The sequence below is a fragment of the Staphylococcus sp. EG-SA-15 genome, assembly GCF_017151895.1.
Taxonomy (GTDB): Bacteria; Bacillota; Bacilli; order Staphylococcales; family Staphylococcaceae; genus Staphylococcus; species Staphylococcus aureus.
The window spans coordinates 34,032-60,657 of sequence record NZ_JACVZN010000010.1 but is presented as its reverse complement, the minus strand read 5'-3'; the positions used below and the strand labels follow the sequence as shown (position 1 = coordinate 60,657).

Annotated in this window: 27 protein-coding genes and 1 riboswitch; of the genes, 6 read left to right on the top strand and 21 right to left on the bottom strand. The window is 33.1% G+C overall.

Annotated elements, in window-relative coordinates:
- Positions 1 to 7: 7 nt before the first annotated feature.
- Both kdpA and kdpF read right to left on the bottom strand, forming a co-directional pair.
- Complete coding sequence (gene kdpA, locus IDG64_RS06610; protein WP_000402659.1) at positions 8 to 1,684, bottom strand: potassium-transporting ATPase subunit KdpA; 1,677 nt, start codon at positions 1,682 to 1,684, stop codon at positions 8 to 10.
- Between the two features lie 23 nt (positions 1,685 to 1,707).
- A complete protein-coding gene (gene kdpF / locus IDG64_RS06605; protein ID WP_001789641.1) occupies positions 1,708 to 1,818 on the bottom strand; it encodes a K(+)-transporting ATPase subunit F in 111 nt (36 codons plus the stop codon).
- 137 nt (positions 1,819 to 1,955) lie between these two features.
- On the opposite strand from kdpF, the gene IDG64_RS06600 reads away from it, so the two are divergent.
- Positions 1,956 to 4,613, top strand: coding sequence for a sensor histidine kinase (locus tag IDG64_RS06600; RefSeq protein WP_000072284.1), 2,658 nt, complete (start codon positions 1,956 to 1,958; stop codon positions 4,611 to 4,613).
- Positions 4,613 to 5,308, top strand: coding sequence for a response regulator transcription factor (locus IDG64_RS06595; protein ID WP_001190841.1), 696 nt, complete (start codon positions 4,613 to 4,615; stop codon positions 5,306 to 5,308). Before IDG64_RS06600 ends, IDG64_RS06595 begins: the two co-directional genes overlap by 1 nt.
- 368 nt (positions 5,309 to 5,676) lie before the next feature.
- Here IDG64_RS06595 and cshA read toward each other — a convergent pair whose 3' ends face one another.
- From cshA to IDG64_RS06580, 3 genes are all read right to left on the bottom strand, one after another.
- Positions 5,677 to 7,197: a degradosome RNA helicase CshA gene (gene cshA / locus IDG64_RS06590; protein WP_001178942.1), complete on the bottom strand. Its 1,521-nt coding sequence runs from the start codon at positions 7,195 to 7,197 to the stop codon at positions 5,677 to 5,679.
- A 516-nt stretch (positions 7,198 to 7,713) separates the two neighbouring features.
- Complete coding sequence (locus IDG64_RS06585) at positions 7,714 to 9,072, bottom strand: UDP-N-acetylmuramoyl-tripeptide--D-alanyl-D-alanine ligase (RefSeq protein WP_000611480.1); 1,359 nt, start codon at positions 9,070 to 9,072, stop codon at positions 7,714 to 7,716.
- A 14-nt stretch (positions 9,073 to 9,086) separates the two neighbouring features.
- Complete coding sequence (locus IDG64_RS06580) at positions 9,087 to 10,157, bottom strand: D-alanine--D-alanine ligase (RefSeq protein WP_000159631.1); 1,071 nt, start codon at positions 10,155 to 10,157, stop codon at positions 9,087 to 9,089.
- 317 nt (positions 10,158 to 10,474) lie between these two features.
- Between IDG64_RS06580 and IDG64_RS06575 the strand changes: the two genes are divergently transcribed.
- Positions 10,475 to 11,677 carry an FtsW/RodA/SpoVE family cell cycle protein gene (locus tag IDG64_RS06575; protein WP_001109939.1) on the top strand — a complete coding sequence of 401 codons (1,203 nt, stop codon included), beginning with the start codon at positions 10,475 to 10,477 and terminating at the stop codon, positions 11,675 to 11,677.
- 263 nt (positions 11,678 to 11,940) lie between these two features.
- On the opposite strand, the gene IDG64_RS06570 is transcribed toward IDG64_RS06575, so the two are convergent.
- From IDG64_RS06570 to csoR, 3 genes are all read right to left on the bottom strand, one after another.
- Positions 11,941 to 12,078 (bottom strand): Lmo0850 family protein, encoded by a 138-nt coding sequence (locus tag IDG64_RS06570; RefSeq protein WP_000828354.1) that lies wholly within the window; start codon positions 12,076 to 12,078, stop codon positions 11,941 to 11,943.
- 127 nt (positions 12,079 to 12,205) lie between these two features.
- Entirely contained in the window at positions 12,206 to 12,415 is a 210-nt protein-coding gene (csoZ, locus tag IDG64_RS06565) for a putative copper chaperone CsoZ (RefSeq protein WP_000581792.1), read from the bottom strand.
- An 11-nt stretch (positions 12,416 to 12,426) separates the two neighbouring features.
- Complete coding sequence (gene csoR / locus IDG64_RS06560) at positions 12,427 to 12,720, bottom strand: copper-sensing transcriptional repressor CsoR (protein ID WP_000138932.1); 294 nt, start codon at positions 12,718 to 12,720, stop codon at positions 12,427 to 12,429.
- A gap of 165 nt (positions 12,721 to 12,885) precedes the next feature.
- Here csoR and cls point away from each other — a divergent pair, with 165 nt between their 5' ends.
- Together cls and IDG64_RS06550 are read left to right on the top strand one after the other, a co-directional pair.
- Positions 12,886 to 14,370, top strand: coding sequence for a cardiolipin synthase (cls, locus tag IDG64_RS06555; RefSeq protein WP_000571549.1), 1,485 nt, complete (start codon positions 12,886 to 12,888; stop codon positions 14,368 to 14,370).
- Between the two features lie 27 nt (positions 14,371 to 14,397).
- Positions 14,398 to 15,045, top strand: coding sequence for an HD domain-containing protein (locus IDG64_RS06550; protein WP_001187630.1), 648 nt, complete (start codon positions 14,398 to 14,400; stop codon positions 15,043 to 15,045).
- 465 nt (positions 15,046 to 15,510) lie between these two features.
- Here IDG64_RS06550 and yidC read toward each other — a convergent pair whose 3' ends face one another.
- The 7 genes from yidC to IDG64_RS06515 form a co-directional block, all read right to left on the bottom strand.
- Positions 15,511 to 16,383, bottom strand: coding sequence for a membrane protein insertase YidC (yidC, locus tag IDG64_RS06545; protein WP_000725802.1), 873 nt, complete (start codon positions 16,381 to 16,383; stop codon positions 15,511 to 15,513).
- 85 nt (positions 16,384 to 16,468) lie between these two features.
- Entirely contained in the window at positions 16,469 to 17,110 is a 642-nt protein-coding gene (gene thiE / locus IDG64_RS06540) for a thiamine phosphate synthase (protein ID WP_000483164.1), read from the bottom strand.
- Between the two features lies 1 nt (position 17,111).
- Positions 17,112 to 17,903: a hydroxyethylthiazole kinase gene (gene thiM / locus IDG64_RS06535; protein ID WP_001108482.1), complete on the bottom strand. Its 792-nt coding sequence runs from the start codon at positions 17,901 to 17,903 to the stop codon at positions 17,112 to 17,114.
- The gene (thiD, locus tag IDG64_RS06530; RefSeq protein ID WP_000594942.1) at positions 17,887 to 18,717 is read right to left on the bottom strand and encodes a bifunctional hydroxymethylpyrimidine kinase/phosphomethylpyrimidine kinase; all 831 of its coding nucleotides are present in this window, start codon (positions 18,715 to 18,717) and stop codon (positions 17,887 to 17,889) included. Before thiD ends, thiM begins: the two co-directional genes overlap by 17 nt.
- Positions 18,710 to 19,399 carry a thiaminase II gene (gene tenA, locus IDG64_RS06525; RefSeq protein ID WP_000396062.1) on the bottom strand — a complete coding sequence of 230 codons (690 nt, stop codon included), beginning with the start codon at positions 19,397 to 19,399 and terminating at the stop codon, positions 18,710 to 18,712. Before tenA ends, thiD begins: the two co-directional genes overlap by 8 nt.
- A gap of 79 nt (positions 19,400 to 19,478) precedes the next feature.
- A riboswitch (TPP riboswitch) is annotated at positions 19,479 to 19,581 on the bottom strand.
- 341 nt (positions 19,582 to 19,922) lie between these two features.
- A complete protein-coding gene (gene sceD, locus IDG64_RS06520; protein ID WP_000752001.1) occupies positions 19,923 to 20,618 on the bottom strand; it encodes a lytic transglycosylase SceD in 696 nt (231 codons plus the stop codon).
- Between the two features lie 388 nt (positions 20,619 to 21,006).
- Positions 21,007 to 21,402, bottom strand: a complete 396-nt coding sequence (locus IDG64_RS06515) for a single-stranded DNA-binding protein (RefSeq protein WP_000932694.1) — start codon at positions 21,400 to 21,402, stop codon at positions 21,007 to 21,009.
- Positions 21,403 to 21,595: 193 nt separating this feature from the next.
- On the opposite strand from IDG64_RS06515, the gene IDG64_RS06510 reads away from it, so the two are divergent.
- Positions 21,596 to 22,036, top strand: coding sequence for a YwpF-like family protein (locus IDG64_RS06510; RefSeq protein WP_000846746.1), 441 nt, complete (start codon positions 21,596 to 21,598; stop codon positions 22,034 to 22,036).
- A gap of 57 nt (positions 22,037 to 22,093) precedes the next feature.
- Here IDG64_RS06510 and fabZ read toward each other — a convergent pair whose 3' ends face one another.
- From fabZ to atpD, 6 genes are all read right to left on the bottom strand, one after another.
- Complete coding sequence (gene fabZ, locus IDG64_RS06505; protein ID WP_000447678.1) at positions 22,094 to 22,534, bottom strand: 3-hydroxyacyl-ACP dehydratase FabZ; 441 nt, start codon at positions 22,532 to 22,534, stop codon at positions 22,094 to 22,096.
- A 33-nt stretch (positions 22,535 to 22,567) separates the two neighbouring features.
- Complete coding sequence (gene murA / locus IDG64_RS06500) at positions 22,568 to 23,833, bottom strand: UDP-N-acetylglucosamine 1-carboxyvinyltransferase (protein ID WP_000358006.1); 1,266 nt, start codon at positions 23,831 to 23,833, stop codon at positions 22,568 to 22,570.
- A gap of 110 nt (positions 23,834 to 23,943) precedes the next feature.
- The gene (locus IDG64_RS06495; RefSeq protein WP_000384523.1) at positions 23,944 to 24,177 is read right to left on the bottom strand and encodes a DUF1146 family protein; all 234 of its coding nucleotides are present in this window, start codon (positions 24,175 to 24,177) and stop codon (positions 23,944 to 23,946) included.
- Positions 24,178 to 24,308: 131 nt separating this feature from the next.
- Entirely contained in the window at positions 24,309 to 24,401 is a 93-nt protein-coding gene (locus IDG64_RS06490; protein ID WP_031864518.1) for a hypothetical protein, read from the bottom strand.
- Positions 24,402 to 24,770: 369 nt separating this feature from the next.
- The gene (locus IDG64_RS06485) at positions 24,771 to 25,175 is read right to left on the bottom strand and encodes a F0F1 ATP synthase subunit epsilon (RefSeq protein ID WP_001094394.1); all 405 of its coding nucleotides are present in this window, start codon (positions 25,173 to 25,175) and stop codon (positions 24,771 to 24,773) included.
- 19 nt (positions 25,176 to 25,194) lie between these two features.
- Positions 25,195 to 26,607 carry a F0F1 ATP synthase subunit beta gene (gene atpD, locus IDG64_RS06480; RefSeq protein WP_000511135.1) on the bottom strand — a complete coding sequence of 471 codons (1,413 nt, stop codon included), beginning with the start codon at positions 26,605 to 26,607 and terminating at the stop codon, positions 25,195 to 25,197.
- Positions 26,608 to 26,626 lie beyond the last annotated feature (19 nt).

Here is a 26,626-nt window from a genome sequence, read left to right as displayed (position 1 = left end):
CTTTACTTTATTTTAAAGTTAAAAATTCACCAATAGGACCAAGTAATAGTACTGGAATAAATGTCAAACCACTTAGTAAAACGATAAATACGATTAGTGATACGCCAAAATAAGGTTTATCAATCGCTATTGTATATTTATCTTGGTGGTATGATTTTTTATTCACTAAACTTGATGCAATCATTAATTGCAAAATAATTGGTATATAACGAGAAAGCAACATAATGATTCCTGTAGAGATATTCCAGAATGTTGTATCATCTTTCAGTCCTTCAAACCCTGATCCATTGTTCGCAGCAGCTGATGTCATTTCATACATAACTTGCGAAATACCATGAAAAGACGGATTCGTTATACTTTCACTTGCTCCAGGAATCATAAAAGCAAGTGCTGAAAATACTAAAATTAAAATTGGATGTATGAGAAAGACTAAGACAATACATTTCATTTCACGGGCGCCAATTGGCATATTTAAATATTCTGGTGTTTTACCAACCATCAAACTGCATATAAACACCGTCAGTAAGACATATATCAATAAATTCATGAGTCCTACGCCTTCGCCACCAAATACAACATTTAGCATCATTAATACCATTGGTCCTAATCCACCTAAAGGCGTTAAGCTATCATGCATGTTATTAACAGAACCCGTTGTAAATGCCGTCGTAATAACTGTAAATAGTGCTGACAAGCCTGCTCCAAACCGTACCTCTTTACCTTCCATATTCGGTCCATAAATGCCTAAATTCGCTAGTATTGGATTACCACGATACTCACTCCACATAGTTAATGTAAGAATTGCTATAAAAATGAAAAACATTGCGACAAATAATATCAACGCATGACGATGTACTCGTTTACCATGTCTACTTAACATGCGACCAAATAAGAACAACATTGACATAGGAAGTAACATCATACTGCCCATTTCTATAAAATTGCTCCAAATATTTGGATTTTCAAAAGGTGTTGCAGAATTTCCTGCTAAAAATCCTCCACCATTCGTACCAAGATGTTTTATTGATTCAAGTGATGCAATAGGTCCAAATGCAATATGTTGAATATGTCCGCTTAAAGTCCGAATCATTAAATTAGCATGCAACGTTTGTGGTACACCTTGAGTCATCAATAAAATACTAATTAAACATGATAATGGTAAAACTACTCGGACAATAAACCGAACAATATCTTGATAAAAATTACCAATGATATTAGTTAATCCAGTTAAACGTCTCAACATCGCTATACAAACGGCGTAACCTGATGCACTAGATGTAAACATTAAATATGTCATTACAATCATTTGCGTTAAATATGTCACATCTGATTCACCGTTATAGTGTTGTAAATTACTATTTGTTAAAAAAGATATTGCTGTATTAAACGCTAAATCTATCGATTGGTTTAAATTATGATTTGGATTTAAAAAAAGCCATTGCTGAACTATTAGCAATACAAATGTTATAAACCCCATAAATCCATTAAATGCCAGAAAATGTTTGACATATGTTTTAGCTGACATGTGTTCTAAATCTGTGCCGATAATTTTAAAACACATATTTTCAAATCTAGTAAATATTAAATCTACTCTTGACGATTGCACCAATGCTACGCGATATAGATATCCACTAAAAACATACGTAATCATAACCATCATTGTTAGAAACAAAATTATTTCCATGATAACCCTCACTTAATATATTTCTAAAATTTTTCACTACGAATTAAGGCATAAAATAAATACAAAACTAATGCAATAACTACCAGTAATAAAACGATGAGCATTGCCATAACCTCCTTACAACACAACAACATCGTAACAACTTGTTTATGAGAGAAATATTAATTTTCAAACTTAGTTATTAAGAAATCATTAAGATGTGTATGCAGAAATAAATTTTATAGCATTTAATTGTGAAGAATATTATGATATTGCTATCGAGGTGAAGGTTATGTCAAACACTGAATCGCTAAACATAGGAAAAAAGCGTGGATCTTTAACAATTTACATCGGTTACAGTCCAGGTGTTGGTAAAACATTTGAGATGCTTTCAAATGCCATTGAACTATTTCAAAGTAACGTTGATATTAAAATAGGATATATTGAACCGCATCAGCGTGATGAAACAAATGCATTAGCTGAACAATTACCTAAAATCACAACCAATTTTACTAAACATGGTAGTCATCATTTTCAATATTTAGATGTCGACCGCATAATCGAAGAATCGCCGACAATAGTACTTATCGATGAGTTAGCACATACGAATATTTCTAGAGATCGTCATGAGAAACGATATATGGATATTGAAGAAATTTTAAATCATGGTATCGATGTTCATACCACTTTGAACATTCAACATATTGAAAGTTTAAGTAGTCAAATTGAACTGATGACCGGTGTACATGTTAAAGAACGTGTACCCGACTATTTCATAATGAGCGCCGATGTATTAGAAGTCGTAGATATCTCACCTGAACAATTAATTAAACGCTTAAAAGCTGGCAAGGTATATAAAAAGGATAGGCTAGATGTAGCATTTAGTAATTTCTTTACGTATGCCCACCTAAGCGAACTGCGTACATTGACGTTAAGAACAGTTGCCGACTTGATGAGTGATAAAGAAAAAGTCCGACACAATCATAAAACGTCACTCAAACCTCATATTGCTGTGGCAATTAGTGGGAGCATTTATAATGAAGCAGTAATTAAAGAGGCATTCCATATTGCTCAAAAAGAACATGCGAAATTCACTGCTATTTATATAGATGTATTCGAAAAAAACAGGCAATATAAAGATAGTCAAAAGCAAGTGCATCAACATCTCATGCTTGCAAAATCATTAGGAGCAAAAGTAAAAGTAGTTTATAGCCAAACCGTTGCATTAGGATTAGACGAATGGTGTAAAAATCAAGATGTAACCAAATTAATTATCGGACAACATATTAGAAATAAGTGGCGAGACTTTTTCAATACACCTTTAATTGACCATTTAATGTCCTTTGAACATAGCTATAAAGTCGAAATCGTTCCAATCAAACAAATACCTGTTGAATTGAAAATGAACAAATCACCCTATCGTCCTAAAGGCAAACGTTTCGCCATAGATATGTTAAAAATGATTTTGATTCAAATAATTTGTGTAATGATGGGACTGTGGATTTATCAACTTGATAAGCATGAGTCTAGTACGATTATTTTAATGATTTTTCTCATCGGCATCATTTTGTTATCCATTTGGACGCGATCCTTCATCATTGGCTTTTTAGCAGCAATTATTAACGTATTTGTTTTTAATTATTTTTTTACGGAACCTAGATATACATTTGAAGTATATCGCTTTGACTATCCTATTACATTTATCGTTAGCATTTTAACAAGTATTTTAACGAGTGCTTTATTAAAACAAATTAAATTCCAATACTCCATTACTAAAAAGCAACTTTATCGTACAGATTTATTATTTCAATTTAATGATTCGATTAAACAAACTTATACAGTTGAAAACTTACTAATAAATGCTGGATACCAAATTAATCAATTATTGCAACAATCAATTACTATATACGTTATCAATCAATCGAAAGTAATTAAAACAATACCATTGCAAAACCATATCGATAATACGACTCAACAGCATGAACAAGCATTAAGCTGGGTAATTAAAAATGAAAGACAAGCTGGTGCAACAACAGATACATTTCCAGGCATTAATAAATGGTTGATACCAATTGGCACATCTCCGATTAAAGGCATTCTAGCCATTGATTACCAAAGTTCTCAAGTGATTAATCCATATGATGCATCAATATTAGAATCAATGTTAAATGAACTTTCTCTCGCCGTTGAAAATGTGACGTTACTTAAACAAACGAGAGAATCCATGTTACAGGCTGAACGTCAACTGACACATTCAAATTTTTTAAGATCAATTTCGCATGACATACGTACACCGTTAACAACAATTATGGGAAATTTAGATATTTTAGTATCACATAGTAAAGATATGTCTATCATAGAAAAGGAACAATTACTTGTGCATAGTTTTCAAGAAAGTCAGTATTTATATCTATTAGTGACAAATATTTTATCATTAACAAAATTACAGTCATCAAATGTTCAGATAAAATTGCAACCTTATCTCGTTAGTGAATTAGTAGAAGAAATCGATATGATTCTAGAACGTCGCCATTTAAAAAAGCGTATAACTGTATCATCCTCAGTAGATTTACAGTTTATACACATTGACAGTAAGTTGATTTTACAAGCTTTATTCAATTTGATTGAAAATGCAGTTAAACACACTTCTACTGACACCAAAATCAATTTATCTATTCGTTATGCTAGCGATGAACAAATCGAATTTGCCGTTATAGACGAAGGACCTGGAATTAGTTTAGAAGAACAACAAAAGATATTCGAGCCTTTTTACACAGGATCAAATAAATATTTTAAAGATAACCAAAAAGAAAGCATGGGACTAGGCTTATATTTAGTACAGACTATCCTACACAAACATCAATCAAACTTACAATATAAACCGAACCAACCACACGGCAGTATATTCTATTTCAATATAGATACAGACTTTAATGAAGGAGACGTATAATGCAATCTAAAATATTGATAATTGAAGATGATCACGCAATCACACATTTACTTGATGTTGCATTAACTTTAGATTATTACAATGTAACTACAGCCGACAATGCCACACAAGCACACTTTAAAATTCAAATTGATAAACCAGATGTCATTTTATTAGATTTAGGTTTACCAGATAAAGATGGATTATGTTTGATTTCAGAAATCAGGCAACATACTGACATTCCTATCATTGTAATAAGTGCAAGACAAGAAGAACAAACAATTATTCAAGCTTTAGATAACGGTGCGAATGACTATATGACTAAACCTTTTAATGTTGATGAGCTTCGGGCACGAATACGAGTCATCGAGAGAATCGCTAAGTCGCATCAAGAAACTAACATTGTATTTACTAACGGTTTGCTAAGCATCGACTTTGGCTCCAAATCTGTTGTTATTAATAATCAGGAGGTACATTTGACTCCAAATGAATTTAGCTTGTTAGAACTATTGTCAAATCATAAAGGAAAAGTACTCACTTATGAGATGATATTAAAACGAATATATGGCTATGTTAATAAGACTGAAATGCCTAGTTTAAGAGTGCATATGACATCATTAAGACAAAAACTTTCACAATGTCATGAGGACGCAAAAGATATTATTAAAACACATCCACGCATTGGTTATCAAATGTTGCAGTGGAAAGAGAAATAATTAAATAAAAAAGATCCTGCCATTAAACGAATGATTGGCAGTGATCTTTTTTATATTCAACTTATTATTTATCGCGCACTAGCGTCAGCAAAAAGCCCTATTATTTTTTTACAAGAACATGATACTGAAATTTCATAAAGTTTATTTATGTTCGATTATTCTTAATTTAAAAATAGTTCTTTAAATTATATACTCACCACATTTGGTGGAGAACCATATTTACACAGAATGATATAACCGCATACAGATCTCAATCCAATTAAATATTTAACCTTTAAAACGTTAGTACTTTGATATCTACAGAGAATCAATTATTGAAAACAAAAAAGAGCTCAAGACATTACATCTTTAAGCTCTTAATCTATAAATTATTTTTGATGGTCAGCAAATGTGCGACCTTTCATAGGTCTGCTTCCACCGCTGCTCTTCTCTTTACGGTCGAATTTTTTTGTACTTTTCTTTTTACTTGAGTATCCTTTTGAACGTTTACTCTTACTGTCAAATTTAGGATTACCACGCTTACTATTTCTGTTACGAGAACCGCTTGGTTTACCGTTACGGCCTTTGCGAGATAATGGTTTTTCAAAAGTTAATTGAACTTCAACTTCATCGTTCGCTTCTACTAACTCTTGTAAAAGTGCAGCAACTAAATCAACATCGTTATATTCATTTAACAACTCTGTAGAAATGCGTTTCAAGCGTGATTCTGACTCTTTAGACATCCAGTTTTCAACTTTTTCTTTGATGTCATCTTCACGTGCTTGAAGTACTTCTTTACGATGAGGTGGACGAAGTGCGCTCATTTTTCTACCATTAGCATCTTCAATTTGTCTAATGTAATCCATTTCAATTGGATTTACAAATGTTACCGCGATACCTTCTTTACCAGCACGACCCGTACGACCAATACGGTGTGTATAGCTTTCAGTATCTTGAGGTATATCAAAGTTATAAACATGACTCACACCAGAAATATCTAGTCCTCTTGCTGCTACATCAGTAGCGACTAAAATATTAATTTGGTCATTTTTAAATTTCTTTAATACTTCTAAACGTTTCGCTTGTGTAATATCACCATGTAAGCCTTCAGCTTTATATCCTTTAGAAATCAAAGCACTTGTTAATTCATCAACACGACGTTTTGTACGTCCGAATACGATTGCTAATTCAGGTTGATGAACATCTAGGAAATTTGTAAATGTATCAAATTTCTCTAATTCTTTAACAATTGTATAGAATTCTTCGATTTGTGGATCAGACATTTCATTATTCATTGTCTTAATGATTTTTGGTGATTTCATAAATTGTTGTACTAAAGCTTGGATTGCTTTAGGCATTGTAGCTGAGAACAACATTGTTTGACGTTGTACTGCTGGAATTTTATCCATAATAAATCTCATATCATCGATGAATCCCATATTCATCATTTCATCAGCTTCATCTAAAATCAAAGTATGAATTCCGTCCGTTTTTAATGTGCGACGATTTAAATGGTCGATAACACGCCCAGGTGTTCCGACTACGATTTGTGGGCCTTTTTTCAAGGCTTTAATTTGGCGTTCGATAGGCATACCACCGAATACAGTAACAACTTGGACACCTTGTCCACGGCTAAATTCTCTTAATTGTTCAGCTACCTGCATTGCCAATTCTCTTGTAGGTGCTAAAATCAACGATTGAACCCCTTGTTTCCCTACTACTTTCTCAATTAAAGGAATACCGAATGCTCCTGTTTTACCTGTACCGGTTTGAGCTTGCCCAAGGATATCAATTCCTTGTAACGCATAAGGGATACTGTCTTTTTGGATAGGTGTCGGCTCTTTAAATCCCATTGATTCAAGTGACTGAACCGTATTATCCGAAATCCCTAGTTCTTTAAAATTTTGCAAAATAATTCTCCTTTTTACCTGTTTATTTCTCAATATACTTTTGCATATAAGTTCATTAATATTTCATCAACTTCTATATAGTACCACCAAAAAAATTTAATCGCAATAAAGCAATTTGCGAATATTTATTAGAATCACATTAATTGATTGTCATATTTTTGTCAAAAAGCTAGCATTAGATAAGATGTAAGCGTTACGCATCATTCGAATAATCATTATAAAAAATTTTTTATAAAATACGTATATCGTTAACATTCCACAACAAATTTTACTGAAACACATGTAAAATTAGACATTATAATACAACATCTTTTTGTAAAATATTATATAAACATTCAAACTACTTCCTATATAATGTGTGTACATAGAATTAACCTTGATTTAGTTTCAAATTTATAGATTTAACATAAAAAGAAAAAGGCAATTTTGTATTTACACACAAAACCACCTCTTCTTTGTAATCTTTTAGTATTAATTCAAATCATTTTTATAAGTAAAAGGTCCCTCGACTAATCTCTATGAAATTAAAGCATTTACCACTTCTTCTAATTTCATACCACGTGATCCTTTAACTAATACACGGTCATGCGCTTTTAAATCGCTTGTTAAAACTTCTATCATATCGTCTTTAGAATTGAAGTGTTGTGCTTTTTCGACATGTTGCTGGCCCGAATCATAAATATACTTCGCTTCATTACCAAACGTATACAACACATCTATATGCTTTTCTTCTAAATAATTACCTACACCGATATGCATTTCTTTGCTATTTTCACCTAATTCTAAAACATCTCCTAAAATTAGAATGCGACGCCCTGTCAAAGTACTCAGTGTATCAATAGCTGCTCTCATACTTGTAGGACTTGCATTATAGGCATCATTTATCACAGTAATATCATTTTCTAATGTATGTTGCTCCATACGCATACCAGTTAAGCTGACATTTTTTAAATTTTGATAGATTGTGTTATATGTCAAACCTAATTCATGACCAACCGCAATGGCAATCGTCGCATTTTTCATATTATGCTTTCCTAATATTGGTAGATCATAATGTTCTTTATTATTAATCGTAAATGAAATACCTGTAGTATCTCTATCATCAACAGAACAAACTAATGCATTATCAGTAGCAACACCGATACTAATACATTTTGCATTTTCAACTTCTTTAACATGCGGTTTCAATAATGGTTCATCGCCATCATATATAAACGTACCATTATCTTTTAGACCTATTGTAATTTCAGATTTAGCTTTAGCAATCCCCTCGCGCGAACCTAAATCTTGCATATGTGACTCACCAATATTAGTTATAACTGCAATATCTGGTTGAGCGAGGTTTGACAGAAATTCAATTTCATGGAAACCTGACATCCCCATCTCCAATATTGATATTTCAGTATCATTATCTAATTCCAAAATAGTTAAAGGTAAACCAATTTCATTATTGTAATTACCTTGCGTTTTCTTAACTTTAAATTCGGTATGCAATACACTTTCAATCATATCTTTAGTCGTTGTTTTACCATTAGACCCTGTGACGGCAATTACTTTAGGGTTTACATGTCTCAAGTAAGCTTGTGCCAATTGTTGTAATGCCGTTAATGTGTCTTCAACCCATATAATAGGCCCGCTTACATTTTCATCTATAGGTGTTCCTCTTTGATAAAAAGCAGCTCCAGCACCATCTTGTAATGCTTTAGAGACAAAGTGATGACCGTCAACATTTTCACCTTTAAATGGTATAAATAACATATTTTTAGAAATTGCTCGTGAATCAATTGTGACTCCATTTATCACTTGATTTAAAAATTGATCTTCAATTTCACAAGGAATCCATGATTGAATTTGCTTTAATGTAACATTAATCATAATAACAACCTCAGTTAGTCAATTTTGTATTTATTTTTCTGTTTATCCTGGTGACGTTCTTTAGCAAGCTCGATAAGTTTTGTAATCAGTTCTGGATAAGATAAGCCCATATTTTCCCATAATTTTGGATACATACTGAAAGCCGTAAATCCAGGCATTGCATTTGTTTCATTAATATATATTTGGTTGTCTTCTGTTACAAAGAAATCAGCACGGACTAAACCAGAACAATCTGTCGCTTTGAATGCCTCTAATGCCATATTTCTAAGCGTTAATTGAACATCTTCGTCTAAGTCAGCTGGAATTTGTAATTGAACCTTACCATCTTTATATTTTGATTTGTAATCGTAAAACGCGACATCTTTTACGACTTCACCTGGCCATGTCGCTTCAGGATAGTCATTTCCTAAAACTGCTACTTCAATTTCACGTGCGTTAACGCCTTGTTCTATAACAAGCTTACGGTCAAATTGGAATGCTTCTTTAATACCTTCTTTAAGTTCCGCTTCATTATTACATTTACTGATACCTACACTTGACCCTAAGTTAGCAGGTTTAACAAAGACTGGGTAATTTAATTTATCATTTACTAATTTTAAAATGTTATGTTCATATTTTTCATATTCAGAACGTAAGAAACTAATATAAGGTAACTGTGGTAACCCTCGATGTTCAAATAATTGTTTCATTACAAGTTTGTCCATAGAACTTGCAGCTGACAATACACCATTTCCTACATATGGTACATCCAAAACTTCAAAAAGTCCTTGAATCGTGCCATCTTCACCATTAGGACCATGTAATAATGGGAATACTGCATCGTATGGTTGTCCTGAACTACTTTCTTTCAATAGCTGTGAAATCTCAAGCGCCTCTCCATTTTCTAAATGAAGCTCATCAGTAGATTTAATTTCAGCTGTAATATTATTTTGCTTTCTCCAATCACCATCATTGGTAATATAAATGATATCAACATGATATTTGTCTTTATCTATTGCATTTAATACATTTTGTGCTGTCAGAATCGATACTTCGTGTTCTGCACTTTTCCCTCCAAAAACGATACAAATATTTTCTTTTGTCATTTCGTTTTCCTCCAATGATATATCAGGGTTTGCTACCTTAATATAAATTAATATTGATTTAGTCCTATTGTTAATTGATTTATTCGCATCTTTGAATCTTAATAGTATCACATTTTAATGCTATTTTGCATTTTAAAAACGAGGACTTATGTGTCTGTATCTATGTTGATTCATTTATAATCAGAACAATATTCCCTTCTATTTTATTCCTAATTCAAATTGAAATCTATAGCTGATATCACTGTGATATTCTAGCTAATTTTTAAAAAGTCATGTAAAATTGATATAAACATTAGTGAGTATAAAAGGAGTTTGCAATGAATTATTCATCTCGTCAACAGCCGGATAAGCATTGGCTTCGCAAAGTAGACTGGGTATTAGTAGCCACTATAGCTGTTTTAGCAATTTTCAGTGTTCTGCTTATTAACTCGGCAATGGGTGGTGGTCAATACAGTGCTAATTTCGGTATCAGACAAATTTTTTATTACATTTTAGGTGCAATTTTTGCAGGTATCATCATGTTTATTTCACCTAAAAAGATTAAACATTATACATATTTATTGTATTTCTTAATCTGTCTATTATTAATAGGCTTGCTCGTTATTCCTGAGTCACCTATTACACCTATTATCAATGGTGCCAAAAGTTGGTACACGTTTGGCCCTATCAGTATTCAGCCATCTGAATTCATGAAAATTATTTTAATTTTAGCATTAGCGCGTGTCGTTTCTAGACATAATCAATTCACATTCAATAAATCATTCCAAAGTGATTTGTTATTATTTTTCAAAATTATTGGTGTCTCGTTAGTACCAAGTATTTTAATATTACTGCAAAATGACCTAGGAACTACATTAGTATTAGCTGCTATTATTGCAGGTGTGATGTTAGTAAGTGGTATAACATGGCGTATCTTAGCCCCTATCTTTATTACAGGTATTGTTGGTGCAATGACAGTCATTTTAGGTATTCTATATGCACCCGCATTAATTGAAAATTTATTAGGTGTCCAACTGTATCAAATGGGACGAATCAATTCATGGCTTGACCCCTATACATATAGTAGTGGTGATGGCTATCATTTAACTGAATCACTTAAAGCTATCGGTTCTGGACAGTTACTAGGTAAAGGATACAATCACGGTGAAGTTTATATACCTGAAAATCATACTGACTTTATCTTTTCAGTGATTGGGGAGGAACTTGGCTTTATCGGTTCTGTCATATTGATCTTAATATTTTTATTTTTAATCTTCCATCTAATAAGATTAGCTGCGAAAATTGAAGATCAATTTAACAAAATCTTTATCGTTGGTTTCGTCACTTTACTTGTGTTCCATATTTTACAAAATATTGGTATGACAATTCAGTTGTTACCAATCACTGGTATTCCATTACCATTTATTAGTTATGGTGGTAGTGCGCTATGGAGTATGATGACTGGAATAGGTATAGTCTTATCAATTTATTATCATGAACCAAAACGATATGTCGATTTATACCATCCAAAAAGTAATTAATTTAAACTATTTTGAGTTTCAAATATCATAACTTTTCAAGATGACGTTATATAGTCTATTTACGTCGTCGATTTAAAATGTCATATATAGATATTACTCGATAATAACAATCCCTCTTTGAAGTACACATTGTAAAATGTACACTCTAAAGAGGGATTTTGTTATATAGTACTTGCTTTCATTTTAGTAAATCCAGTCAAAAAAGCTATCATCGAATAGTCCGACGATAGCTTTAACGGTGTGTGATTCACAATCACAGTCAATTATTTTAATTCGTGACTTACTTTATTAGATGCTGGCAAAGTATTAATAATGTCTAAACGAGATTTAGTTTTTTTAATATTCACACCTAATGATGACAATAGTTTGACTACATTTTGAATCTTTTCAGGACGTTTCATTATTATCACCTCGTTTGGATCGCTTTCAATATTATCTTACCCTATTCGACATACCTTTACTACATCATTTACAAAATTTTTAATTTATTTTCAAAATTAAAATCTATAGCGCACTCTACATTATACCCTAAAATACAATTTTGTATCCTTCATCATAGATTTCTTTTTCAATACTATTCAAATTTGCTGGTGTCTCATACGATACAGTTACTTGACCATCTATTATATTAATATTCACTTGATGAACACCTATCATATTTGAAATGCGTTCTGTCAATTGACTTACTTGTTCTTCTGTTTCAATTCCCGCTGTGTAAATCGTATTTTGATGTATCATCTTAAACTCCTTTAGTCTTTAATCAATTTTTGAAAAGTCACTAATAACTCTTCCATTGCCTCTTCCTGAGCACCTTGATTAACTTTATTCATAATACAACTTTTCATATGTTGTTCTAATAACTTTATCGCAACACTGTTTAACGCCGAACGTGTCGCTCTTATTTGCGTAAGGACATCATCACAATAGACATCTTCTTCAATCATGCGATTAATCGCTCTCACTTGTCCTTCAATTCGATTTAAACGTGATTTAAGATTCGTTTTTATTTGTTCAGAATGATGTGCATTATCTTGTTCAGTCATAGCATTCACTCCTTCATTTACATTCCTTACTATACTATATCCCATAAAACACAACGTCAACACAAAGTGTGTTTTTCAAACTAAATTGTCATGATATTTAAATTGCTTCATGATACAATTAATAAGATATACTACTCGTTTAAGATTTTCGATGGGAGGTTTCAAATGATAGAGTTATTATCCATTGCACTCAAGCATTCTAATATTATTTTAAATTCAATATTTATTGGTGCATTTATTTTAAACTTATTATTCGCCTTTACCATTATTTTCATGGAAAGACGTTCTGCCAATTCTATCTGGGCTTGGTTACTAGTCTTAGTTTTCTTGCCTTTATTCGGCTTCATTTTATACTTACTATTAGGACGACAAATTCAACGTGACCAAATTTTCAAAATTGATAAGGAAGATAAAAAAGGATTAGAGTTAATCGTTGATGAGCAATTAGCTGCTTTAAAAAATGAAAACTTTTCAAATTCCAATTATCAAATTGTAAAATTTAAAGAAATGATTCAAATGTTGTTATATAATAACGCAGCATTTTTAACAACAGACAACGATTTAAAAATATACACAGACGGCCAAGAAAAATTTGATGACCTAATACAAGACATCCGTAATGCTACTGATTATATTCATTTTCAGTACTATATTATTCAAAATGATGAATTAGGTCGTACCATTTTAAATGAACTTGGTAAAAAAGCGGAACAAGGTGTAGAAGTTAAAATTCTTTATGATGACATGGGTTCTCGTGGACTGCGTAAAAAAGGCTTACGCCCGTTTCGCAATAAAGGCGGACATGCTGAAGCATTTTTCCCATCAAAATTACCTTTAATTAACTTGCGTATGAACAATCGAAACCATCGAAAAATTGTTGTAATAGATGGGCAAATTGGATATGTTGGTGGTTTTAATGTTGGTGATGAGTACTTAGGTAAATCAAAAAAATTCGGCTATTGGCGAGATACGCATTTACGAATTGTCGGGGATGCAGTGAATGCATTGCAATTACGATTTATTCTAGATTGGAATTCACAAGCCACACGTGACCACATCTCCTATGATGATCGTTATTTCCCAGATGTAAATTCTGGTGGAACAATTGGCGTTCAAATAGCTTCTAGTGGTCCTGACGAAGAATGGGAACAGATTAAATACGGTTATTTGAAAATGATTTCATCTGCTAAAAAATCGATTTATATTCAATCTCCCTATTTCATACCTGATCAAGCCTTTTTAGATTCTATTAAAATTGCGGCATTAGGTGGTGTTGATGTCAATATCATGATTCCTAATAAACCTGACCATCCGTTTGTTTTTTGGGCTACTTTAAAAAATGCAGCATCCTTATTAGATGCCGGTGTTAAAGTATTTCACTACGACAATGGCTTTTTACACTCAAAAACACTTGTTATAGATGATGAAATTGCAAGTGTGGGAACAGCTAATATGGACCATCGCAGTTTCACATTGAATTTCGAAGTCAACGCTTTTATTTATGACCAACAAATTGCCAAAAAATTAAAACAAGCTTTTATAGATGATTTAGCAGTATCTTCTGAATTAACAAAAGCACGTTATGCTAAGCGAAGTCTTTGGATTAAATTTAAAGAAGGTATTTCACAATTATTGTCACCTATCTTATAAAATAGAAATATGAGGAGTGTAACTTTAATGCAACAATCAGACGTCATTAGTGCTGCCAAAAAATATATGGAATCTATTCATCAAAATGATTATACAGGCCATGATATTGCGCATGTATATCGTGTCACTGCTTTAGCTAAATCAATCGCTGAAAATGAAGGTGTTAATGATACTTTAGTCATTGAACTCGCATGTTTGCTTCATGATACCGTTGACGAAAAAGTTGTAGATGCTAACAAACAATATGTTGAATTGAAGTCATTTTTATCTTCTTTATCACTATCAACCGAAGATCAAGAGCACATTTTATTTATTATTAATAATATGAGCTATCGCAATGGCAAAAATGATCATGTCACTTTATCTTTAGAAGGTCAAATTGTCAGGGATGCAGATCGTCTTGATGCTATAGGCGCTATAGGTGTTGCACGAACATTTCAATTTGCAGGACACTTTGGTGAACCTATGTGGACAGAACATATGTCACTAGATAAGATTAATGATGATTTAGTTGAACAGTTGCCACCATCTGCAATTAAACATTTCTTTGAAAAATTACTTAAGTTAGAATCTTTAATGCATACAGATACGGCGAAGATGATTGCTAAAGAACGTCACGACTTTATGATGATGTACTTGAAACAGTTTTTTACGGAATGGAATTATCACGACTAGACATTGAAGTTGTAGTATGATGATGCGATGTAATGGCGTGTTGTTGTGGAAGCTTGGTGTCATGCCGTTACGATTCTATGATATGTTGTTGGGACGTTGCAATGTGTATTATGCCGTTGTGACGTTATTATTTCACACTGTTACATGTATTAGTGAATTGCTGTGGAAATTTGCGACATATACTGCTACACTGATGAATCATTGTGTCAAGATGGCATTGCGATGAAGAATGACAACTCTGTTATTAACCACTTTTTACATACTGAAATCTCGTTAATATTATTTCAAATAAAAACAGCAGTAGGATGACTTTCACATTTGAAATCATCTTACTGCTGTTTCTATTTATCACATATTGTATAATGTGACACTAAGTTTCGCTTTTGAAGCGAAAAATAATGTGCGCCCTATAAAGTTAAAATTATCTTCAACTTTTAGGGTGCACATTATTTGGACTTGATAAGGTTATTTCTTTTTCTTTTTAGACACTACTTGTGTGTTTTTGCCTTTTTTATTGCTGCCGCCGTTGTGCTCTCTTTCATACGCTTCAATGAAAGGTTGTACTTCTTTTTTAGCGACTTTTTCATAATAAATGTTCGCAAAGTGTGTTTGAACTACAAGGAACGCCGCACTGACTGACCAGTACAAACCAAGTGCTGATGCTGAGCTTAATGAAATCCAGATAATCATAATTGGTGAAATGACCATCATCATGTAACCCATTTGACGTTGTTCGTCTGGCATCGTTTTACTTGATACATATGCTTGGATAAAGTATAAAACACCGGCAATAATTGTAATCCAAATATCAGGACGTCCTAAATCGAACCATAAGAAGTGTGGATATTTAAACAAACCATCTACAAGTTGGTCTTTAAGTACAAAGTATAATCCCATGATGATTGGCAATTGGATTAGCATTGGTAAACAACCCAACATACTCTTAATCGGGTTCATGTCATACTTTTTATATACTTGCATTAATTCTTGGTTTGCAGCCATTTTTTCTTCTTGTGTACGCGCACGTTTCACTTTTTCTTGAATTTTTTCAACTTCTGGCTTTGCAACTTTCATTTTTTGACGCATCATATGACTATTTTTATAGTTTGACAACATGAATGGTAATAAAATAATACGAATTACCAATACAAGGATAATAATAGCTAAACCATAATTGTCGTTTAATAAGTTATTTCCCAACCAATCCAATACATTTTTCATTGGATCTACGAATGTATTGTAGAAAAACCCACTACGTTTTTCAGGTTTAGAATAGTCACAACCAGCCAAAAAGACCATAATACCTAAAAATAATGGTAGTAACGCTTTTTTCTTCATTTTTCCACCTCTATCATTATATTCACATAGGATTTATTCTATCACATTAATGAGTACGTATGAAACAATAAGTGGAAAAATTTAACTAATTATTAAAAAAATCTTTGAATCGATTAACAGTCTTTTCAATATTTTCACTTTTAGAAATGGCTGAAATGACTGAAATTCCATTGGCACCTGCTTCTACAATCGGCGCCACATTATTAGTATTGATACCGCCAATAGCTACAATCGGTAGTTGCGGATTCATTTCTTTAAACGTTGCAATCATTTTTGGACCTACTGGTATATGCGCGTCATGCTTCGACGGCGTAGGATAGATTGGTCCAACACCTATATAATCAACATGAGTTAAATCAGATTTTGCATACTCATCTAAATCACTAATACTAAGTCCAATAATTTTATCAGTGAAATATTGTGCTATCTCTTTGACTTTCGCATCATCTTGACCGACATGTATACCATCCGCGTTAATTTCTTTTGCCAAGGATACATCATCATTAACGATAAAAGGCACATCATATTGATGACAGAGATGCTGTAATTCTTTAGCTAATACAAGTTTATCGTTTCCTTTTAAAGCTGATTCACCCTTTTCTCGAAATTGGAAAAGTGTAATCCCTGCCTTTAATGCTGTTTCTAATACTTCATGAATAGTTCGATGACTCGGAACATCGGAGGTCCCACAAATAAAATACACATTTAGATACGATTGGTTAAACATATTATTCCACCTCTTGAATACGAATCCGTTGTTGATAGGTTGTTTCATTTAAATGATATAACGTATCAAGCAACAATGGTGAAAACGTACCAGGACCACCACAATTTTCATTTTCAGCAGCTACCTCAGCAGCAATATTAAATACGCTTACCGCTTCAATTAACGCTTCTATGTCTGGTTCTGTTTCTCTAAATAAAAATCCAGCAATAACGCCTCCTAATAAACAACCAGCTCCAGTTACTCGTGCTAATAATGGAGATCCATTAGCTAATACGATGGCTTTATTATCTTGAACAATAACGTCCTCTTTACCTGTGATTACTATTGCAGTTTTATATGTTGCGTAAGCCTTTTTCGCTATTGTAACCGCATCAAGATTAGCATCACTATCTGTACCTTTCATAGTTGCTGTATCATCAATCAACGCTAATATTTCAGATGCATTGCCTTTAATTACTGATACTTTCGCTGATTTCAATAATAATTTACAAAATTGCTTTCGATATGTAGAAGCACCAACAGCTACAGGGTCAAATACAATAGGTAAGCCTGCCTCATTTGCCGTTTGAGCAATCGCAATAATATCTTGTTCATTTTCTGCTGTTAAAGTACCGATATTGATTAATAGCGCTTGTGCAACTTTGTAAAATTCTTCAGCTTCTTCGGGAGCTTCACTCATTGCAGGGCTAGCACCAATACTTAATAAACCATTCGCTGTAAAATTTTTAACTACATCGTTTGTATAACAAATTGTTAATGGGTTTTCAATACGTATTTTATTTAGATAATTCATCGTCTAATCCCTCTTTCTTTAAATATGCAAAATGATTCACTGGACCTCTACCACGGCCGATTTCAGGCGTATATTGTATACTCATTGAAATAAACTTTTTAGCCTTGTGTACAGCCTCAAATAATGGTCTACCTTTTGCAAGTTCTGCCGTTATAACTGCTGAAAATGTACACCCTGTTCCATGCGTATGTTTTGTTTTAAATCGTTCATTTTCAAATGTTTGAACACCTTCGTTAGTAAATAAATAATCTTTTGCTATATCAGTATCATTTGAATGGCCGCCTTTAATGATGACACCTTTACTACCAATCTCATTAATAAAGATGCGGCCAGCCTGCATAATTTTTTCTTCACTATCAATGGTTAGTCCCGTTATTTCTTCAGCTTCTGGTAAATTCGGTGTTACTACATCAGCTAATGGCAATAACGTATGCTGCAAGTTTTGTTTTGTGTCATTATCCATTAATGAATCACCGCTTTTCGCCAACATAACAGGATCAATTACATACGGAATAGATTCATGTTGCATTAAATAATGACGAATCGTTTCCATAGTATCTGCTGTAGCAATCATCCCCGTTTTAATAGCATGCGGTAAGGTATCGTTGAAGACACTATCAAGTTGTTCATCTATCCATTGATGATTTAAATTATGAATATGTTGTACGCCCAATGTATTTTGAGCAACAATACTTGTAACGACGCCCATACCATATACACCACATGAATGAAATGATTTTAAATCAGCCATTACGCCGGCACCACCTGTTGGATCAGTACCTGCAATGGTTAATGCTATTTTAGGTTTAATCATTTACTTTTCCTCCAAATTCCCATTGTTCTAGTGTCATAGCCATATTGAAAAATCGACGCTCATGTATGCAACTTTCTAAAAATACTTGCTTTACTTGTTCCAATTCCTTGTCAGACATTGATTCGGCTAATTTATTCATTAATGCCTCAAATACGTTAATTATGTCATCCATTTCAGTACTATAAAAATCAAACCATTTTGCCGTATCTTTTTCTCTATTAAGCTTATGATCACTTTGAGAGCGCTTAGCTATTTCTGCATAAATATATGGACAAGGTGCCATTGCAGCAATTGTATAAATAGCATTTTCACGACTATGCGCTTGGAAATACATGTGCTTAATGTAATGGTCGCCACTTGGTGGCCAAACTTTAGTTTTAATAATTTCTTCATAAGGTTCACCAACAATTTGTGCTAAAATATCATGCGCTAACACTTCACCTTCTACCATAAAATCAATTTGCTCTATCAAAAATTTCACATCATCCATGTTGTTCATTTTTGGAATTAGCAATGCATATAAGTTTGTAAATTCTTTTAAATAAGCTGCATCAGCTTGTAAATAGTGACGTAATGCATCAGCTTGTATATTGCCTAATAACATTTTTTGAATAAAGTCATCCTCATAAATATCATTAATGATTGGCTTTGCAGCTTGGTACAATTTTTGTGAAAATTCCATTGTAAAAAATCCTCCCTAAATAAAAAAACTACTTCCAACATGAAAGTAGTTTGATGGCAATGTTGCTATACTAGCCCCATCACTTCAATAACTACTTTCCTACGTTGGTACTAACCAAATCAGGTCATAAGGGTCTGAACAATTCATCTCAGCCATATCATTAGGCTCCCCTAGTAGTTCCTTAGTATTCAATTGCAAATTAATCTTAGCAAACGGTTTCAACATTTTCAATTATTGTTGCTCAGTTGGGAGTGGGACAGAAATGATATTTTCGCAAAATTTATTTCGTCGTCCCACCCCGGCAAGGTTGACTAGAATTGAAAAAAGCTTGTTACAAGCGCATTTTCGTTCAGTCAACTACTGCCAATATAACTTCGTAGAGCATAGAACATTGATTTATGTCCCAGCCTGTATAATGACATATATTTGCGAAATAAAAAAACCGGAACATATCGAGAATTCCCCGATATATTCCAATCTAAAAGTTACTTATATAACTATTAATTAGCTATGCATAAATGGCTTATGCAGTAACCCAATGTCCAGCGCCACCAGTGTTATATAATTTTACTGCTGCGGCATCTTGAACACTTTCAGGAGCATTTGCTGGTGATACACCTTTATATTTAGCAGGTGCTACTGAATCCCAAGTTGATTGTAAGAATTGATACTTACCAGCTGCACCTGATGTTGGATTTACAGCATGAATATTGCCACCTGATTCACGTTGAGCAATTTGTTTTAGATGAGCATTCACATTTACTGATGAACCTTCTGATGCTTTTGATTCAGTTGGTGTTGCAGTAACTTGTGAATTGTTTGATGTTGATGCTTGTGGTTGTTGAGTTTGAGCATTTTGTGGTGCTTCAACTTCTTGTGATTGTACTTGATTAGCTTGAACAGCTGATGGTGCAACATTATTAGTTGCAGGTGCTTGTGCACTCATGTCTGCTCCATTAGCACCTGTTGCATGGTAATTCCAAGCAAAGTGTGTACCATCTGATTCAAAGTGATAAGTAAACCCTTCATAGTCAAATGTATAATTATAAGCCCCAGCTTCAATTGGTTTTTGATTTAATGTTTGATCATTTGATTGCGCCATTTGCGCTAAAGATGCTTTATTTAAGTCCGCTTCACTTGCATGGGCTTCGTGACCTGCATTTCCTGCTACGATTCCTAAACCTACTGCTAATGATGATGCGAGTAATGTTTTCTTCATAATCTTAAAATCCTCCTACAAGTAATTTGTTTCTCTAAAAGTTTTACAGAGACTACTGTAACATCTATAAAATCCGTGCAGGTTACAACAAAATAAAAAAATAGCCTTGTTTTTTACACAGTGATTACAACGAAATCCCCCATAATTTCAGATATGATTCTATCGAGAATTGTCATGACAGTAAAAATGTTTTTTATTTGCAATTTTTTATGTAATCGTTTTGCAATCTATGTCTATTTTCTATTAGAAAAACTACACAAAAAGACGACCTACACAACAGTACTAGTCATGTAAGTCGTTTTTAAGTGAGTATATTTCAAGTTAATTAGATCTATAAAAAATTTAGGATGGATTAAATGTATATTAAGGATGTTTAGGATAATTGGATTTAAATTTCTAATAAGTCATGATTATCTATATTTTGAGAGTCAATATCTAAAATACTATCTGAGAGAATTTCATTATTTTGGGATTTAGGGGACATAAATTTTATTGTTTCAACATATAATTCAGTGACAAAGTGTGTTTGTCCGTCTTTATCATACTTTCTTGATCTCATTTGACCAGTTATACCAACCAATGTACCTTGATTAGTATATTTTTCTATATTAGAAGCTAACTTGCCAAATGCTTTACAGAATAAGTAATCACAGACGATTTCTCCATTTTCATCTTTATAATTTCGGTGCGTTGCAACACAAAACGTTGCAATTTTTCTATCCTCCTTTTCAAATATTTGTGCGTCTTTCGTCAGTCTCCCGACAATTACGATTTTATTTAGCATGTAGTGTGTGATTCACCTCCTATGCCTATATCTTAATTACTAGCTTAAAAATGGTCAAAATGGCAAATTTTATATAATTAATAGCTATAGCATCTCGTTATTTGTTATATTTAAAGAAATTAGTCATGAAATGACCTTAAATCTTCTAAATAATTCAAAAATCATAAATATTAAACTAATGGGATGTGGGAATATGAAAACTTTTAAAGCAGTAAGGTTTCAAATTGTGAATGAACACGGCAGAATTATAGAATATGAATTAGAAGATGGCGTAATAATTAATAAAGAGGAAAGTGGCACGGGTTGGTTGCTTGAAATTGTCATTTCTAATGAGCATTATGAAACATTTAAGGAATATCAAGACAATGAACAGTTATTGGATATTCGTGTCGTCATCACGCGTCCAGCCAATGATCCAGCTTTATTTGAATCTACTGTGAAAAGTATTAAAAATTTTAAAACAACAATGTCTATCGTATTTGAATGTCATATTTACACTTTACGTCAACAGTATGCTGAAAGTTTATTAGAACAACTTATTGATGATGGATTATCTGGTGAAGAATTAAAAAAATCATTTAATCGAATGATGCAGTCTAAACCAAAGTTAAAGGATGAAAAATTAGAAGAGTAAAATAAAAAACATTCAAAGATTTTGCCAACACATTAAATCTTTGAATGTTTTTTTGTTTTATTTTACATCTTGAATTGCAAATGTAAGTTCACAACTACAAGCAAGTTGACCATCGACAGTAGCTTTAGCATTACCTTTACCGATTGGTCCTTTAATTTTAGTGATTTCTACTTCCAACGTTAAAGTATCACCAGGTACTACTTGACGTTTAAAACGACATTTATCAATACCAGCAAATAAAGCGATTTTACCTTTATTTTCTTCACTATTTAAAATAGCTACCGCACCTGTTTGAGCTAACGCTTCAGTAATTAATACGCCTGGCATTACCGCATACTCAGGAAAATGCCCTTGAAAGAATGGTTCGTTTCCTGATACTTGTTTAATAGCCACACAACGTTGACCTTCTTCATATTCAACTACTTTATCAATTAATAAAAATGGCTGTCTGTGAGGTATAATTTGTTTAATTTGGTTATAATCAAAAATTGTTTCCATGGTTGAAATCCTCCATTATATTAATTTACTGAATTAATCGTTAATACGTTCAATGTCTGCACCTAATTGCTTCAATTTACCGTGTAAGTCAACATAGCCTCTATCTAGGTGCGTTAATTCAGTAACGCTTGTTTTACCATCAGCAACTAATCCAGCTAAAATTAAGGCGGCTGCTGCTCTTAAATCAGTCGCTTTAACTTGTGCACCTTGCAATTGACTTTTACCTTCAAGTTTAGCACTACGACCTTCTACATTGATATTAGCATTCATACGTTTGAACTCTGCAACATGCATAAAACGGTTTTCAAAAACTGTTTCGGTTACGACTTTATGACCATTTGCCGTTAATAACAATGCCATCATTTGTGATTGCATATCAGTCGGGAATCCAGGATGTGGTAGAGTTTTGATGTCTACAGGTTGTAATTCCCCTTCAGCACGTACACGAATACCATCTTCTTGATAGTCCAATTCAACGCCCATTTCTTCTAGTTTATAGACTAAACTCGCCATATGTTCTTTGATTGCACCACGTACAAAAATATCACCACGCGTTATAGCACCAGCGATTAGTAATGTGCCTGCTTCAATTCTATCTGGAATGATAGCATGTTCTACACCATGTAATGATTCTACACCATTGATTGTAATTGTGTCTGTACCAGCACCAGTAATTCTACCACCCATTTCATTAATGTAGTTTGCTAAATCGACAATTTCAGGTTCTTTAGCTGCATTTTCAATTAAAGTCTTACCCTTAGCTAATGATGCTGCCATAATAATATTTTGTGTTGCTCCTACACTTGGAAAATCTAAATGAATTGATGTACCTTTTAATCCATCTTTAGCATTAGCATAAATATTACCATTTTCAAGATGAATTTCTGCGCCTAAAGCTTCAAAACCTTTAATGTGTTGCTCAATCGGTCTACTTCCAATTGCACAACCACCAGGCAATGCAACAATAGCATGTCCTAGTCTTGCTAAAAGAGGTCCCATAACTAAAATACTTGCACGCATTTTACTAACATATTCATATGGTGCCTCTTCATTTAGAGTCTTTGTTGCATCAACGACAACAGCATTTTCGTCCTTTTTGTATGTAACGTCAGCATTTAAAGTTGTTAATACATTATTTATTGTTTCTACATCACTTAAAGCTGGAACATTAACTAATTTGCTCGGTTTATCAGAAGCTAATAAAGATGCTGTCAATATTGGTAATACTGCATTTTTAGCACCTTCTACTTTAACTTCACCCGTTAATTTATTTCCACCTTTGATTACTATTTTATCCATCGTAAATCCTCCACTTAGAACTCCTATTACTTTACATTTCCCTATTTTAAAATTATTTTAAGTCATTATTTAATTATATCTAGTTTTGATTACAAATCATAGAGTTAGACTTATTTTATTAAATATTTTACCTGCGTCGAGTATTGTAACAAATCTACAATAAAATTGCTTACTGCAGTGCCTAATAAAATAGCAACAAATATCATACACACTTGTAATTGAGTGGCGTATCCTTTTTTAAAAAATTGATCTAATCTAATTGATTGTAAAGCCCAATAGGCAATACAAATACATACAACATGTAACACTAAATGGATAACTGCATATTGTCCGATATAATCCATTTTATCACCTCATAAGATTACTGTATTACATTGTACATGAAAAATTTAAATAATGATACAAAGTTTAATACCCGTTTTTAGTAAAGTTTAAGCTAACTTACTATATAATTCTTTTTACATAAATATCATAACTATAAAGTATCTTGGTATGAAAAAATGTAGCTACTTTCAAAAAATGAAATGTCGACTGTAGATAGTGGTGAATGAAATTTTGATTTTAGCAATCTATTAGTGATTGTAAAAAAGTAAAACTATTCTTGGGAGTCGGACATAAATCAATGTCTAGACTCTATAGTGTTGTATTTGGCAGTAGTTGACGGGGCCCCAACATAGAGAAATTGGAACCCCAATTTCTACAGACAATGCAAGTTGGGGTGAACAACGAAATAAATTTTGTAAAAATATCATTTCTGTCCCACTCCCTCCTATTTTTAATACACATTAGCTGTGTTTAATGATAAAGAACCACTACATCATAAATCTTTAATAGTTCTTTATCAATTCCTTCCCCCCTCTCATGTTTTGTATCTTTAAATCAATATAATTCAAAAAAGGGTCGAAGATATGAAATCACATCTTCGACCCTTTATTTACTATTTTAATTCAGCCACACGCAAACGGTTATTTGCTCTCTCTAAAGCTCTTTCGGCTCTATGAATATCAGTATTGTCGTCATCATTTTCCAAGTGAGACTCTGCTCTTGCTTTGGCTAATTTAGCTCTTTCAACATCAATTTCTCTTGCAGTTTCTGCAGTCTGAACAATGATTGAAACTTTATCTTTTCTAACTTCAACAAAGCCATCGCTTACAGCAATATATTCAGTTCCATCGTGAAATTTCACTTTTACAAAGCCTGTTTTTAAAGCAGCTACAGTTGGAATATGTCCACTCATGACACCTATCTCACCAGCTGTTGTTTGCATAACAACGAGTTCAACATTATCACGATTGTAAACAGAACCATTAGGAGTGACAATATCTAGGTTTAATGTATTCATTATCCATTCCTCCTAATTGTTATACTTCAACACCCATATCTTTAGCTTTTGCAATAACATCATCCATGCTACCAACTAAACGGAAAGCATCTTCTGGAATATGGTCATATTTACCATCTAAGATATCTTTAAAGTTTGCAACTGTTGTCTTAACAGGTACATAAGAACCTTTTTGACCAGTAAATTGTTCCGCTACGTGGAAGTTTTGAGATAAGAAGAATTGAATTCTACGTGCGCGTTCAACTGTTTGTTTATCTTCATCAGATAATTCGTCCATACCTAAGATAGCAATGATATCTTGTAATTCACGGTATTTTTGAAGTGTTGATTGTACATCACGAGCTACTTCATAATGTTCTTGACCTACAATTGATGGTTCCAATGCTCTTGATGTAGACGCTAATGGATCCACGGCTGGATAAATACCCATTTCAGTTAATTTACGTTCTAAGTTTGTAGTTGCATCTAAATGGGCAAACGCTGTCGCAGGCGCTGGGTCAGTATAGTCATCGGCAGGTACGAATACCGCTTGAATAGAAGTAACTGATCCTTTTGTTGTAGACGTAATACGTTCTTGTAATTGTCCCATTTCAGTAGCAAGTGTTGGTTGGTAACCTACTGCAGAAGGCATACGACCTAATAATGCAGATACCTCAGAACCAGCTTGTGTAAATCTGAAAATGTTATCGATGAATAATAATACGTCTTGACCTTGTTCGTCACGGAAATATTCAGCCATTGTTAAACCAGATAATGCAACACGCATACGTGCACCAGGTGGCTCATTCATTTGCCCGAATACCATGGCTGTTTTCTTAATTACACCACTGTCACTCATTTCGAAGTATAAATCGTTACCTTCACGAGTACGTTCACCTACACCGGCGAATACAGAAATACCACCGTGCTCTTGAGCGATGTTGTTAATTAATTCTTGGATTAATACTGTTTTACCTACACCGGCACCACCGAACAATCCGATTTTACCACCTTTAATATAAGGTGCTAGTAAATCTACTACTTTAATACCTGTTTCTAAAATTTGAACTTCTGTTGAAAGTTCATCGAATGCTGGTGCTTGACGATGGATAGGATCGCGGCGAACAGAATCACTAATTTCTTCTTTAAGGTCAATTGTTTCACCTAGTACATTAAATACACGACCTAATGTTTCGTCACCAACAGGTACACTAATTTCTTTGCCTGTATCTTTTACATCCATGCCTCTTTGGACACCATCAGTTGAATCCATCGCAATTGTACGAACAACGTCGTCACCTAATTGCAGCGCAACTTCTAATGTTAGTTGTATTGTACCTTCTTCTTTAGGCACATCAATAACCAAGGCGTTATTAATTTTAGGAACTTCGTTATGTTCAAATCGAACATCAATTACAGGACCCATAACTTGAGTTACACGGCCAATTCCCATGCTATTTTCCTCCTTTAAA